General features: G+C 44.1%; 8 protein-coding genes. 7 read left to right on the top strand and 1 reads right to left on the bottom strand.

The genetic code is table 11. The annotated features are described in order from the left end of the window. The first annotated feature begins 12 nt into the window (after nucleotides 1–12). The 6 genes from ACXACN_RS14215 to ACXACN_RS14190 all read left to right on the top strand — a co-directional run bounded on the left by ACXACN_RS14215 (nucleotide 13) and on the right by ACXACN_RS14190 (nucleotide 8877). Nucleotides 13–2451, top strand: a complete 2439-nt coding sequence (locus ACXACN_RS14215) for a glycogen/starch/alpha-glucan phosphorylase (RefSeq protein ID WP_474966882.1) — start codon at nucleotides 13–15, stop codon at nucleotides 2449–2451. Nucleotides 2452–2475: 24 nt separating this feature from the next. Beyond that, nucleotides 2476–4395 carry a glycoside hydrolase family 13 protein gene (locus ACXACN_RS14210; RefSeq protein ID WP_474965338.1) on the top strand — a complete coding sequence of 640 codons (1920 nt, stop codon included), beginning with the start codon at nucleotides 2476–2478 and terminating at the stop codon, nucleotides 4393–4395. An 11-nt stretch (nucleotides 4396–4406) separates the two neighbouring features. Next, nucleotides 4407–4781 carry a PH domain-containing protein gene (locus tag ACXACN_RS14205; RefSeq protein ID WP_474965336.1) on the top strand — a complete coding sequence of 125 codons (375 nt, stop codon included), beginning with the start codon at nucleotides 4407–4409 and terminating at the stop codon, nucleotides 4779–4781. 301 nt (nucleotides 4782–5082) lie between these two features. Then, a complete protein-coding gene (locus tag ACXACN_RS14200; RefSeq protein WP_474965334.1) occupies nucleotides 5083–6447 on the top strand; it encodes an FAD-binding oxidoreductase in 1365 nt (454 codons plus the stop codon). A 229-nt stretch (nucleotides 6448–6676) separates the two neighbouring features. Beyond that, nucleotides 6677–7993, top strand: coding sequence for an RNA polymerase factor sigma-54 (gene rpoN / locus ACXACN_RS14195; RefSeq protein ID WP_474965332.1), 1317 nt, complete (start codon nucleotides 6677–6679; stop codon nucleotides 7991–7993). 59 nt (nucleotides 7994–8052) lie between these two features. Continuing rightward, nucleotides 8053–8877, top strand: coding sequence for a YihY/virulence factor BrkB family protein (locus ACXACN_RS14190; protein WP_474965331.1), 825 nt, complete (start codon nucleotides 8053–8055; stop codon nucleotides 8875–8877). 69 nt (nucleotides 8878–8946) lie between these two features. On the opposite strand, the gene ACXACN_RS14185 is transcribed toward ACXACN_RS14190, so the two are convergent. Then, nucleotides 8947–10020, bottom strand: coding sequence for a DmpA family aminopeptidase (locus ACXACN_RS14185; protein WP_474965330.1), 1074 nt, complete (start codon nucleotides 10018–10020; stop codon nucleotides 8947–8949). A gap of 366 nt (nucleotides 10021–10386) precedes the next feature. Between ACXACN_RS14185 and gltB the strand changes: the two genes are divergently transcribed. Next, nucleotides 10387–14967, top strand: coding sequence for a glutamate synthase large subunit (gene gltB / locus ACXACN_RS14180; RefSeq protein ID WP_474965328.1), 4581 nt, complete (start codon nucleotides 10387–10389; stop codon nucleotides 14965–14967).

The following is a 14967-nucleotide window of genomic DNA, read 5'->3' as shown; positions in this document are numbered from 1 at the left end:
ACCTTCATGGTGATGTTCAGTGACAAAGAAGAATTCAAGTCAGAGTTCAAAGCGCAGTTGGAAAGTAAGTTTGGTAAGACCATTGACACAGCATCCGAGTTTGATACGTACCGTGCACTCGGGGCGTTGATCTCAGAGAAGATCAATAAAGATTGGTTGAAGACAAATCGAGAGTACAAAACGAACAAGACGAAGCAAGTGTATTACTTTTCAATGGAATTCTTGATGGGACGTCTGCTTGGGAATAACTTATTGAATTTGGATGTACTCTCGCTTGTCGACGAAGGGTTATCAGATCTTGGGCTATCTTTATCAGAACTTGAAAAGAAGGAAAGTGATGCTGGTCTTGGTAATGGCGGCTTAGGACGATTAGCTGCTTGTTTTCTCGATTCCCTTGCTTCTTTAGAATTAGCTGGACATGGCTATGGACTCCGGTACCGATATGGAATGTTTGATCAGCATATCATGGATGAAAAACAAGTGGAATTTCCTGATTATTGGCTTTCAAAAGAATTTATATGGGAAGTCCGCAGACCGGAAGATGCGATTGAAGTCCGCTTTGGCGGAGATGTATCCTCAACAAGAGACAAAGATGGAAAACTTCATTTCAAATATGAACACTATGAACCAATCCAGGCCGTCCCTTATGATGTGCCTGTTGTCGGTTACCACAACGACACCGTGAATACGTTAAGGTTGTGGTCAGCAGAACCTAGCGTGGAGGACACGATGACAAAAGCGGAAAAGGAAGGGGTTTTCGGTCATTTTCTAGATCATAAACGATCGCTTGAGTCCATTTCAGATTTCCTTTATCCCGACGACTCCACAGAGGAAGGCAAGAGACTACGTTTGAAGCAGGAATATTTCCTCGTCTCTTCTGGAGTACAATCGGTTGTTCGGTCCTTTGAAAGGCTTGGACTTCCCTGGTCTTCGTTCCCTGAAAAAGTAGCCCTTCATATTAACGATACACACCCGGCACTCGTCATTCCTGAACTGATGAGGATTCTCATGGATGAAAAAGGGATTGGCTGGGAGGAAGCGTGGGAAATAACGCAGTTATCAGTATCTTATACGAACCACACGACCTTAAGTGAAGCTCTCGAATCGTGGCCGGTCGGACTGGTAAGGACGTTGCTCCCTCGGATCTTCATGATCATTGACGAGATCAATGAACGGTTTTGTCAGGGTTTATGGAAAACGTATCCAGGTGAATTCGATCGAATCGCTGATTTAGCCATTGTGGCTGATGGGCAAGTGAAAATGGCCCACTTGAGCATTGTTGGCAGTCACAGCATTAACGGAGTGGCGAAGCTCCACACAGATATCTTGAAAGAACGTGAAATGAAGCGTTTTTATAACACCTTTCCTGAGCGTTTTAACAATAAAACGAACGGCATTACCCACCGTCGCTGGCTGATGCACGCAAACAGGCCGTTGTCCTCTTTGATCACAGAAGCTATTGGGGAAGAGTGGATGAAAGAGCCTAAACAACTGAGCCGATTGCTCGACCGGAAAGATGATCTTGCTTTTCTTGACCAACTTCATAAAATCAAACAGAAAAATAAAGTGGAATTTGCCAAATGGGTGAAAAACACACAAGGAATTACGGTCGATCCGAATTCCATCTTTGATGTTCATATCAAGCGACTTCATGGATATAAAAGACAATTGCTTAATGCCCTTCATATTATGCATTTATATAACGAATTGAAATCAGACCCGACGCTGGATATTGTTCCAAGAACCTTCTTCTTTGGAGCTAAAGCAGCGCCGAGCTATCACTTTGCTAAAAAAGTGATTCAACTCATCAACCGCATCGCATCTGTGGTCAATAACGACCCTGATGTGAAGGATTATATAAAAGTGGTCTTTCTGCCGAACTATTCGGTTTCCATTGCTGAGAAGATTATTCCAGCCAGTAATGTCAGTGAACAAATATCAATGGCTACAAAAGAAGCCTCAGGAACAGGTAACATGAAGTTCATGATGAATGGAGCGCTGACCCTTGGGACTATGGACGGTGCGAATGTGGAGATCCACGACCTTGTCGGGGACGAAAACATTTACATCTTCGGTTTAAGGTCCGATGAAGTGTGGGATTATTACCGAAACGGATCCTATTCTTCCCGCTTGCTTTATGATAGTGATGAGCGTATCCGACATACGTTGGACCAGCTGATCCATTACAGTCCTATCTCTAAAGGGGAGACAGATTTCCAGGAAATTTATGATGCCCTTCTTACCTATAACGATGAATACTTTGTGCTCAAAGACTTTGCCAGCTACGTATTAGCTCAGAAAAAAGTGAGTCAGGATTATCAACGCAAACGTCAGTGGAACTTGAAGAGTCTTGTCAATATCTCTCAATCCGGAATTTTCTCAAGTGACCGGACCATTCAGGAATATGCCCGAGATATTTGGGATATTGAACGGGTGAAGACCTTGAAGTAAGGGACTATTTAGGGGGACGGATGTGTGAGACAAAAGGATATGTATCACAATAGTTTTGAAGAATCTTATCGAGAGCCTTTCGGTGCAGCACCGAAGGGTTCTCCTGTTACGCTCAAAATTGATATCAGCGACCGATACAGGGTTTCCCACGTCATTCTTCACTACATCTTAGACCGTACAGACGATGAGAAAACGAAGGAGATGGACCTCTGCAGTCAGGAACATCAGCAAGTGACTTATGAAGCGACTATTAGGATGCCGCAAAGACCGCAGCTTATCTGGTATTTTTTCGAAATCACCCTAGAGGATCAAACCCTTTTTTATGGACGCGAAAAAAGCTATGAAAGTGGAGAGGGGAAGGTGTACGATCATATTCCTCCTTCTTGGCAGATTACGGTGTACGACCCTTCTTATAAAACCCCGGAATGGTGGAAGAACGCAACGATGTATCAAATCTTCCCCGACCGTTTTTATGCAGCAGGAGAGCTCGATATGGAAAAAGCTCCTGAGACGAGTCTGATTCATGCGCATTGGGAAAATGATCCTGTCTACATTCGGAATGAACGAGGGGAAGTTATTCGTTGGGACTTCTTCGGAGGTAACCTAAAAGGGATCACGGAAAAACTCGATTATATAGAATCTTTAGGGGTATCCGTCATCTATTTGAATCCTATCTTCGAAGCGGAAAGCAATCACCGTTATGATACAGGCGATTATCACAAGATCGACCCTCTCGTTGGAACAAAAGAGGACTTGGAAACATTGATCAAGGAAGCGTCTGAGAGAGGAATCGAAATTATGCTTGATGGTGTTTTCAGTCACACCGGAAGCAACAGCATCTATTTTAATCGAGAAGGCAAGTATGACTCTCTTGGCGCGTATCAGTCGAAAAACTCCCCGTATTATAGCTGGTACACGTTTCACCAGTATCCCGATGAATACGATGCCTGGTGGGGCGTTGGGACGCTTCCTACATTGAATAAGGAAAATGAAGATTATCAGGATTTCCTTGTCCATGATGAAGAGAGTGTCATCAAAACGTGGCAGCAATCCGGAATGAAAAACTGGCGTCTGGACGTGGCTGATGAATTGACCGATGATTTAATCAGTCAAATCTATCGACAGTTGAAACAAAAGGATGAATCAAGCGTTCTTCTGGGGGAAGTGTGGGAGGATGCTTCTAATAAAACGGCCTATGGAAAACGCCGGGACTACTTTTTGGGTGGAGTGCTGGATTCCGTGATGAACTACCCCATGCGGCGATTGATGCTTGACTTCATGAAAGGTGAAATGGATGCGTATACTGTTCACCGCCGCCTTATGACGTTAAGCGAACATTATCCGAAAGAGTATTTCTATGCGGTTATGAACATGCTTTCCAGTCATGATGTGGAGAGGATTCAAACGATGTTGGAAGACTATCTACCTGATGACTTTAGTCAACAAGAAGCTGAGAAACTCATCATCAAGCAAATTAAATCTCTCAGTCTATGGCTCTATGCTTTTCCGGGAGTACCTTCTTTATACTATGGAGATGAAGCAGGTGTTACAGGTGGTGCTGACCCTGATAACCGGAAACCATACCCTTGGGGGCGAGAGAATAAAGAGTTGCTAGATTGGTATCAAAAGATTGGACAGTGGAGAAAAGAACACACCGCTCTCCGCACGGGTCATTGGAAATCTTTTACTCCTGATCGGGAAGTCATCGGCTTCGAACGCTGGACAGAAAACGGCGTGGATCATTTTAATGCAGAAGCCAATGATGAACGAATGCTCTATTTATTCAACAGGAACACGAGAAAGAAAATAGGAATCAACATACCGATTCAAAAAGGAAAATGGCAGGACTTAGAAAACAAAAAAAGGATTTTTAGTTCAAAGAACAATGTTTTATCCATTGAACTGGAACCTTGTGAAGCCATGTTATTACGTTTAATGAAATAGGAGGGGAACCGATGGGATTCTTGGATGGTCTAATGGGCAATGCTAGTCAGGTGGATGTCGATAAGCTTGAAAGAGAGCTCGAAGGAATCCTTATTGAAGGGGAAAATATTCAAAGCGGATATAAAGTGTTGAGAGACTCTTTCTTATTCACAGACCGCCGCTTGCTCCTTATCGATAAGCAAGGCATGACAGGGAAGAAGGTCGAGTACCACTCTATTCCTTATAAAAGTATCACTCACTTCAGTGTAGAGACAGCGGGCAGCTTTGACCTTGATTCAGAACTAAAGATCTGGCTTTCCGGAACGAATGAACCAATCGGGAAGCTCTTCAAAAAAGACAGCCCCATTGAAGAAGTGCAGCAAACCCTCGCTACTTATGTATTATAAATGTTTCACGTGAAACAATTCTGAAAATAAGCCTGGATATTACAATCCAGGCTTATTTTTTATGTGTATACCATTACAATTAGTTAGGGAATTGGTGCCAATTTTGATATTCCGGCTGTTTCAGCAGGGAGACCGATTTATCAAAATCATTCTATCCTTATTGAGAGATTGTGGGACTACCTTCTTGATTTAAATGATAGATTTTAAAGGAACTGGTATTTTATGAGAGGTAGTAGTAATATAGTCGGGTGTCATTTTTTTCATTAAGGTTTAGTGAGTTTTATAAAAGGGGGAGTTTGGAATGACAAACTTGAAAGGTGAAATCCAAGGAAAAGTCTTAGTACCTAGTGATGAGCAATACGAAGAGGCAAGGAAAATTTTTAATGCGGCCATAACACAACGCCCATCAATCATCGCCGTATGTGAATCAGCAAATGATGTTACAGAAGTGGTGAAGTATGCAAAGGAAAATGACCTGGAAATTGCGGTAAGAGGCGGAGGCCACCATGTATCGGGGACATCATTAACAGAAGGTGGAGTACTGATTGATCTTTCCCAGATGACTTTTGTGGAAGTACATAAAGAATCGCAAACTGTATCTGTCCAAGGAGGGGCTACGCTTGCACATATTGATGAAGAAACCCAGAAATATGGAATGGCTATGCCAACCGGGACGGTTTCTGAAACAGGAATTGCGGGTCTTGCCTTATCTGGTGGTGTCGGGTATTTACGAGGAGTATTAGGTTTATCCTGTGACCAATTAGTGGAGGCTAACATTGTAACCGCTGCTGGAGAACAATTGGTAGTTAACAAGGACACAAATGCTGATTTATTCTGGGCTGTTCGCGGAGGAGGAGGCAACTTTGGTATAGTTACTGCATTCAAATTCCATCTACATCCAGTTGGCCCTGAAGTGTTGGCGTTTGATGTAATGTATGATTTGAAGGATGGCATGCAGGTGTTCCGTAATTTAAACGACTATTTAACGGATGCCCCTGATGAAGTCAGTGTCAATATGACTGTCATGGATTTGCCTCCAGCCCCAATGCTCCCGGAATTCTTGCACAATAAAGAGGTTATGGTGATTGCTGGGATGTATGCGGGTGATGCAAATGATGGCAAGGCTATCATTGAGCCTTTGAGAAAGTTAGCGGAACCAATCATCGATCAAACTGGCGTCATTCCATATTCAAACCTGCAGAAGAAGTTGGACCCTATGGTACCCCAAGGGGCTAGCTTTCAAGGAACCTCGCTGTTCTTCAAAGACCTTAGCGAGGATACCTTCAAACAATTACTAGAAGAAAAAGACAAAGCACCAGGCGGACTATTATTCCAGCTATGGGAAATGCATGGACAAGTCAACCGTATCCCTGCTGATTATAATGCTTTTTCCGTTCGAGACAGTCAGTATTTATTGCTGCTGGACCTTATTTATGAACCAGGCAATGATGAAGCCGCTCATGATTGGGCCCGTCAATTCTATGAGAACTTCGCTCCACTTTCATTGAACGGTGCCGCATACTTAAATGGCATTGATCCAGATGAAGATGTCATTGAAAAGACCTATGGATCCAACCACCAGCGCTTACAAGAAATTAAAGCAAAATACGACCCTCACAACGTATTTTCGAGGAACCATAATATCAAACCTAAGCAAAAAGTCTAAACTAAACTAGGTACCCGCTTCTTATTTAAATTAGGGAGCGGGTTTTTCCTTACAAACAACAACTCAACAATATGGAAGTCTTCAAGAATAGGGAGCAATAGTGTTAAAACTACACTAGGAAACTAAAAATTCCATATTTATTTGAATTTTTGGTCTGATTAGCCCATCATAAGTAATAGATATATAGTGTTAAACAACAATGAAAGCGTTATCAAAACGAGGTGTGGATATGAAGCTTGAATTGACTCATAAGCAAACGACAGGCTTAGTAATGACAACACAAATGCGTCAAGCGATCACGATGCTTCAATGGACATCTGCTGAATTATGGGAACATATCCAGCAAGAAGTCGATGAAAACCCCATTTTAACGTTAGAAAATCCAGGCGTACATCCTTCCAACCACCATCACCCCAAAGCCTATCGCGATCCAATTGATCAGATTGTCGCCGCTGAAAAAGATTGGCGTGACGGACTGGTGGAACAAGCGGGCTGGTTGAAGATTGATAAGCCATTGAAAGATACGCTCCTCTTTTTAATTGGAAATTTAGATGAGCGTGGGTTTTGCACAATATCTGAAGAAGAGGCGGCGCTGCAAATCGGTCAATCTTTGAACACGGTTAAACGGGCGAGGCGCCTTTTACTACAATTTGAACCGATGGGAGTCGGATGCTTGGATTTTAAAGAATTCTTACTCTTACAAGTAGAAAGAAAGCATCCGGATTCTTCTGTACTTTCTATATTAATCGGAAATCATTTAGAAGATCTGGCCTCTCAGAACTTCCATAAGGTAGCTTGTGAGTTGGACCTGGAGGAGTCGTGTGTCGTTGAATCCTTTGAAATCATCCAGTCCTTAGAACCACGGCCATTGCTTCCGGATTACGGACAAACCAATATTCCGGCAATGCCCGATTTGATACTGGAAAAAAAAGACGGTGGCTACGTGCTTCGTGACCCTTTTTCTGTCAGTGGTCAAATTAAGTGGGATGAGCAGTTGGTTCGAATGTACAAAGAAGGAAAGGATGCCCATGAATATTTGGACGGATGCTATAAAAAAGCGCGATGGCTTTTGCAAAGTATAGAGCAACGGCAACACACCATTTTGAAAGTGGCAGAAATGATTATTAAACACCAAAAAGGATTTTTGAATGGTGGGGATCTGAAACCACTCACTTTAAAAAAGGTGGCCAAAAAACTGGGTGTTCATGAATCGACGATCAGCCGGACCGTTGCTAATAAAATCTTGCAGACGCCTAAAGGGTTATACGAATTAAGGAGCTTTTTTGTAACGGGGTATCAATCGGCTGACGGACAGGAAATCTCTTCTCAGTCCATTAAAGTGTTAATAAAAGAAATGATCAAAAACGAAGACCCTCTAAAAGCATTATCTGATCAAAAAATGGCGACAGAATTAAAAGAGAAGCATAATGTCAAAGTGTCACGCCGAACCGTTGCCAAATATCGAGAGTCTCTCAATCTCCCATCCTCATCTAAACGAAGAGCATCCGCACGGGAAGGGATTTCTCCTATTCTTCTACATTCCTAGGTTAAGGCCCTGAAAAATAGGGGATAGTCTAGTAGAAGATGGATGAGGAGGATTCCGTGGTGAAAAAATTTATATCTTATGTGAAAGATGTGATAGCCGAATTTCAAAAAGATAACATCCCCTTGCTTGGCGCAGCACAGGCGTACTATTACTTATTAGCAATTGTTCCACTATTAATTTTGGTGCTATCGATTCTCCCCTATTTGAATATAGACGCTGAAACCGCGATCCAGGCCATGAGCAATGTAATTCCCAGTGATACTGCCCAAGTCTTTAGAGAGAATATCGTAGCTGTGGTAGAGAAACCAAGTGGAGGGCTACTCACTGTAGGGATCTTAGGGACCCTTTGGTCTGCTTCAAACGGAATCAATGCGTTCATACAGTCCTCAAACTTGGCTTACAACGTGGAAGAGACAAGATCGTTCATTAAAGTACGTCTACTTTCGATCGCATTGACGATTGGTATGATCTTGGCAATTATCGTTGCGCTTGTACTGCCTGTATTCGGCCAAGTGTTGATTGATATGATTAACATGCCGTCTCAAACGGCTATCCTATTGCAAGTCCTGCGGTGGACGTTGAGTATCGTCGTCATCGGTGCCGTTCTCATGGCCCTTTATCATTTTGCGCCAAATAAGAACATTCCCTTTAAACATATCCTACCTGGTGCGATTATTACGGCTGTGCTCTGGCAGCTGATTTCCCTCGCGTTCTCTTTCTATGTGAGTAATTTCGGTAATTACTCAGCAACGTATGGAAGTCTTGGAGGAATTATTATACTGATGTTATGGTTCTTCCTTACAGGCATCATCTTAATGGTAGGCGCTGAAATTAATGTCATTTACCACCGACGACATGGAGATGACAAAACGAAAGCTGCTTGAATCGAATACAAAAAGGTAATGAAAAAGGAACCATCCCTCGTTGGAGGGGGAGGTTCCTTTCTTAGTGTCCTATTTTTCAATGGACTGCCATTGGATTGGATACTTTTCAAGTAATTCTGTCAATGTTGGCCTTTGATGGTTGTCTCTCCCAATTACCGGTGAGGCTTGGAACAAAGAATTCAGGATGGCTTCTTCCGTAGCTTCCCCAGCCGCCCGAAAAGCTTCATCCATATTATCCTCATGAATAGCTTGAAGCTTGACCGTTTCTTCAGGCTTCTCATGGGGGATGGTTGCAGCTGTAGAAAATCCGAGGACGACATCGCCACTTCCATTTCCGATCGTTGATCCCGTTTTCGATAATCCGGTCACGGTCCGTTTGCAAATCCTTTTCAATTGTCGATCTGAAACAGGGAGGTCAGTTGCTACGACAATCATGATCGACCCTCTATCTTTTTCCTCTTCCGCCTGAATATACTCCTTGAGTTGTTGCCCGACCGGTTGACCATCAATCCGAAGATCACTCAATTTGCCGAAATTCGTAAGGGTCAGAACGCCTATGGTATAGTCGCCATGTTTGAGCTGAACCCTCCTTGAAGCAGAGCCGATTCCACCCTTCAATGAATAACACACCATCCCTCTCCCTGCTCCAATACAACCTTCTGTGAAGTGAGCTTCGGCATTTGCAATGGCTTGTAAAACATGTTCCTTCGTCACCGCCTGTTCCCTAATGTCATTGATATACATATCGTTGCATTCTCCGATGACAGGGTTGACGGTACCCGTTGTCCTTCCGACTTCCGGGTTTCGTTCCAGTGTGTAAGCGACGAGAGCATCATAAGCGGCACCAACCCCAAACGTGTTGGTCAATACAATGGGAGTTTCCAGTGTCCCTAGTTCTTCCACCTGAATGGTCCCCGTCGTCTTGCCGAACCCGTTAATGACATGAGCAGATGCCACCGTTTTATTTTGAAAAAGATTGCCCCTGTGTGGAAGGATGGCAGTAACTCCTGTCTGGATTCTGTCCTTATTCAACGTATGATGGCCGATCGTTACACCGGGAACATCGGTAATCTGATTGCGCTTTCCGATAGGCATAGAACCTATAATGATCCCGTGCTCTCTCAATGTTTTATTGGTAAACATGGATACACCTCCACTTGCCCTATTCGCATTGGAGCAGGCAAAATCCTCCTTCATGTATGTTCATACAATCCAGAGATTTTATATGCATATTCCGAATGAAAAATAGATTTATTTTTGTATAAAACGAGTATAAGAGAAAAAAATTTTTTTGATTTTTTCAGTTTTCTTGGTTGCGCTTACATCCTTCTAATATTCGGGTTTCTAAAGAAATTAAATTGTCGCATAATCGTGAAAATTCAGCGTTTGTAAGCGTCAAGAGCGTGATTCTTCAGGCCTTTCATGCTATACTAGTAAGAAACTGAAAAGACAGAATTTTTTAATTTTTGCCTGTAACCTACAAGAATATGTCCGCTAGGGGGAAAAAATATGCAAAAACACGGATATCCTGTTCCGCAGGGGCTATATCATCCGGAAAATGAGCATGAAGCTTGTGGAATCGGAGTGATCGCCAACATCGATGGAACAAAGAGTCACAGTATCGTAGAGAATGCCATCACTATTCTATGTAATTTAGAGCACCGTGGTGGACAATCTGCTGATGTCAGTACAGGAGATGGGGCTGGCATACTGACACAAATACCTCACCATTTTTTCGAATCTCAATGTGAGAAAGAAGATATATACTTGCCTGAAGCCGGCAAATACGGAATCGGTATGATTTTCTTCCCGGAAGATCATGAAACAAGAACCGAGTGTATGAAGACATTTGAACGTATTGTCGCTGAAGAAGGACAAGAGTTTTTAGGCTGGCGTACGGTTCCGGTGAACGATTCGTTTGTTGGGGAAGATGCGAAGAAAACTAAACCGTTTATACGTCAGGCTTTCGTTGCTCCATCTGGAACTGTCCAAACACAAATGGATCTGGAGCGCCGCCTGTACATCATTCGTAAGCGAGCGGAAATCGAGATCGCTGGAAAAGACGGGTACGATGACTTCTATATCAGCAGCTTGTCATCGAACACGATCGTCTATAAAGGAATGTTGATTCCTGAACAGCTGGATTCTTTTTATATCGATCTGAATCACCCTGATTTCAAAACAGCCCTTGCTTTAGTACACTCCCGCTTTAGTACGAACACCTTCCCGAGCTGGAAACGTTCGCACCCGAACCGATTCACGATTCACAATGGAGAGTTTAATACATTACGAGGCAATGTTAACTGGATGAGAGCACGCCAGGAGCTTTGCAACTCGGAATATTTCAGTGAAGAAGACTTACAAAAGCTCCTTCCTGTCATCGATTCCAACGGTAGTGACTCTTCTATGTTTGATAATGCGTTTGAATTCTTATATTTGTCCGGCCGTTCGCTTGCTCACACAGCTATGATGATGGTTCCTGAACCATGGTCCAATGATGAAACGATCCAGGAGGACAAGAAGAATTTTTATGAGTACCATAGCTGCTTAATGGAGCCGTGGGACGGTCCGGCGGCTCTTGCTTATACAAATGGAAAGCAAATCGGTGCGTGTCTTGACCGTAACGGATTGCGTCCGGCACGTTACTATGTGACAAAAGATGGAATGATTGTCCTTGGGTCTGAAGTGGGTGCCCTTGATATTTTCGCGGACGACATTTTGTATAAAGATCGTCTTGCGCCAGGAAAGATGCTTCTTGTAGACCTTGAAGAAGGAAAAATCATTCCTGATGATGAGATCAAACTGCAAATTGCTCGTGAGCATCCGTATAAAGAGTGGATCGAAGAGAACAAGTTTGATTTAGAGGACCTGCCTGAACCAATGACCGAACACCGTCCGGTCGAAAACTTGATTGACCAGCAGCTAGCATTCGGATATACGACAGAAGAATTAAATAAAATTCTCCTGCCGATGGTCAACGATAAAAAAGATCCCGTCGGTTCGATGGGGTATGATTCGCCGCTTGCCGTCCTTTCTAAAAAACCACAATTGCTGTACAGCTACTTCAAGCAGTTGTTCGCACAGGTGACAAACCCGCCGATTGATGCCATCCGTGAAAAATTGATCACAATGGTGGAAACGACGATTGGAGCAGAAGGGAATCTGGTCGATCCAAAACCAGAAAGCTGCCGTCAAATCCGATTGCAAACACCTATTTTGACCAATCGCGAACTTGAACAGATCCGTCAGCAGGATGTGGAAGGGTTCGCAGCCCGTACGCTTTCTATCCTTTTTGATGCAAAAGAAGGGGGCATGGAGACTGCGCTTGATCGGCTGTGTGATGAAGCAGATGCAGCTGTAGAAGATGGTACGACGCTGATCGTTCTCTCTGATCGTGGAATTAGTGAAGCGTATGCAGCTATACCTTCTTTGCTTGCAGTATCCGGATTGCATCATCATTTGATCCGTAAAGGGACGCGTACGAAAGTAAGTCTGATCATCGAATCCGGAGAAGCTCGTGAGGTGCATCATTTTGCGACACTGCTCGGTTATGGAGCAGAAGGAATCAACCCTTACCTTGCTTATGAATCCTTGAGAGATCTGATGGAACGCGACCTGCTTGAAGCAGAGTCCCATGAAGCGGCTGTGCAGACGTATATCAATTCTGCAACGGACGGGATCATCAAGGTCCTTTCAAAGATGGGGATTTCTACAATTCAAAGTTATCGTGGGGCGCAGATTTTTGAAGCCGTTGGAATTCATAAAGATGTGATCGACCAGTATTTCACCCGAACAGCTTCTCGCCTTGGAGGGATTGGTCTCGATATCATCGAAAAAGAAGTGCTCATGCGCCACGAAGTTGCGTACGGAGAAACACGTGGGTCGAATCGCACACTAGAAGCTGGTGATGAATATCAGTATCGCCAGAACGGAGAAGATCACCAGTATAACCCACAGACAATTGCGACATTGCAGCACGCCTGCCGTTCAAACGACTATGATCTTTTTAAACAATATTCCAAGATGTTGACTGATGAAAAACACAATTTACAGTCCTTGCGTGGATTGCTTTCCTTCAAGGATCGTCCGTCGATTCCAGTTGAGGAAGTAGAGTCTGTCGAAGATATTTGCAGACGATTCAAGACGGGGGCGATGTCTTTCGGTTCGATTAGTGAAGAGGCACACGAAGCCTTAGCCATTGCTATGAACCGTATCGGAGGCAGAAGTAATTCGGGTGAAGGTGGAGAAGATCCAAAACGCTTCACACCGGAAGAAAACGGTGATTTGAAACGTAGTGCCATTAAACAAGTGGCATCCGGTCGTTTTGGCGTTAACAGTCATTACCTTGTCAATGCCGATGAAATTCAAATCAAAGTTGCACAAGGAGCGAAGCCGGGTGAAGGTGGACACCTTCCAGGTAAGAAAGTGTATCCATGGGTAGCAGAAGTTCGTGGTTCCACACCTGGTGTCGAATTGATCTCGCCACCACCGCACCATGACATCTATTCCATTGAAGACTTGGCAGAGCTCATCTATAACTTGAAAAACGCTAATCCGAGAGCGCGCGTCAGTGTGAAGCTCGTTTCCGCCGTAGGTGTTGGTACAATCGCTGCTGGGGTAGCGAAAGGTCGTGCTGATCTCGTGTTAATCAGTGGTTACGATGGAGGAACGGGTGCAGCACCGAGAACAAGTATTAAGCACACCGGTCTCCCATGGGAAATCGGTCTTGCCGAAACACACCAGACCCTTGTCCTTGACCGACTGCGTGATCGAATCGTCGTTGAAACAGACGGAAAAATGATGACTGGTCGTGACGTTGTAGTCGCCTCTTTGTTAGGAGCGGAAGAATACGGATTCTCAACCGCACCGCTCGTTGTCCTCGGATGTGTCATGATGCGTGTTTGTCATTTGAACACATGTCCGGTTGGTGTAGCGACACAGGACCCTGAGCTTCGTAAAAAATTCACAGGGGAAGCGGATCACCTCGAGAACTTTATGCGCTTCATCGCACAAGAAGCTCGTGAACTTATGGCAGAGCTCGGATTCCGTACAATCAATGAAATGATTGGTCGTACCGACGTATTGCAGACGAACGAAGCCATCGACCACTGGAAAGCCAAAGGCGTTGACTTGTCAGCCTTGCTTTACCAGCCTGATGTTCCTGCAGATTATGGTCGTTTTGCCGTGAGGAAGCAGGATCATGGGCTTGAGAAGACGCTGGATATGGAAGAGTTGATCCCGCTTTGTAAGAAAGCCATTGAAACCGGTGAGCCGGTGGAAGGCACAGGATCGATCCGGAACATCCACCGTGTCACAGGTACAATCCTTGGTAGTGAAATCACACGCCGTTATGGGGCGGAAGGACTTCCAGAAGACACGATCAAGTTGACCTTCAAAGGGTCTGCAGGTCAAAGTTTTGGTGCCTTTATTCCAAAAGGAGTCACCCTTCGTCTTGTCGGGGATTCCAATGACTATGTAGGAAAAGGATTGTCTGGTGGTAAGATTATCGTCCATCCATCACCGAAGTCATCGTTCGTACCAGAAGAGAACACCATTATCGGAAACGTAGCTTTATACGGCGCTTCAGCCGGAGAAGCTTACATCAATGGTCTTGCGGGTGAACGCTTCTGTGTCCGTAACAGTGGAGCAGACGTCGTTGTCGAAGGTGTCGGAGACCATGGATGTGAATATATGACAGGCGGGAAAGTCGCCGTCCTTGGGGGCACTGGACGTAACTTTGCGGCAGGAATGTCCGGAGGAGTCGCTTACGTACTGGATGAGTCTGAGCAGCCGTTTGATACAAAATGTAATAAAGAACTCGTGCATCTGCAGCAGTTGACAGATGCGAATGAAATTCAAGAACTCTATGACATGATTGAAAAACATGTTTCCTATACAAACAGTCCACGAGGACAACGTATCCTTGCTAATTGGAGCGATTATGTATCTAAATTCGTTAAAGTCATCCCGAGAGATTACTTGGCAATGCAGGAACGAATTAAGAATTTGAGAGAGAGTGGTCTTGAGAAGTTTGACGCAGAAATGACCGCTTTTGAAGAACGAAACAAACCTGTAGAAACAGTCAAATAA

The organism is Halobacillus sp. AWM4_238 (assembly GCF_056158265.1).
Note: the sequence above shows the minus strand (reverse complement) of the source record. Positions and strands in the feature narration are given on the sequence as shown.

What these genes read in the sequence shown, in the direction of transcription:
- ACXACN_RS14215 (WP_474966882.1), top strand. Translation starts at nt 13, where the DNA reads ATGTTCAGTGACAAAGAAGAATTCAAGTCAGAGTTCAAAGCGCAGTTG.
- ACXACN_RS14205 (WP_474965336.1), top strand. Translation starts at nt 4,407, where the DNA reads ATGGGATTCTTGGATGGTCTAATGGGCAATGCTAGTCAGGTGGATGTC.
- ACXACN_RS14200 (WP_474965334.1), top strand. Translation starts at nt 5,083, where the DNA reads ATGACAAACTTGAAAGGTGAAATCCAAGGAAAAGTCTTAGTACCTAGT.
- rpoN (WP_474965332.1), top strand. Translation starts at nt 6,677, where the DNA reads ATGAAGCTTGAATTGACTCATAAGCAAACGACAGGCTTAGTAATGACA.
- ACXACN_RS14185 (WP_474965330.1), bottom strand. Translation starts at nt 10,020, where the DNA reads ATGTTTACCAATAAAACATTGAGAGAGCACGGGATCATTATAGGTTCT.
- gltB (WP_474965328.1), top strand. Translation starts at nt 10,387, where the DNA reads ATGCAAAAACACGGATATCCTGTTCCGCAGGGGCTATATCATCCGGAA.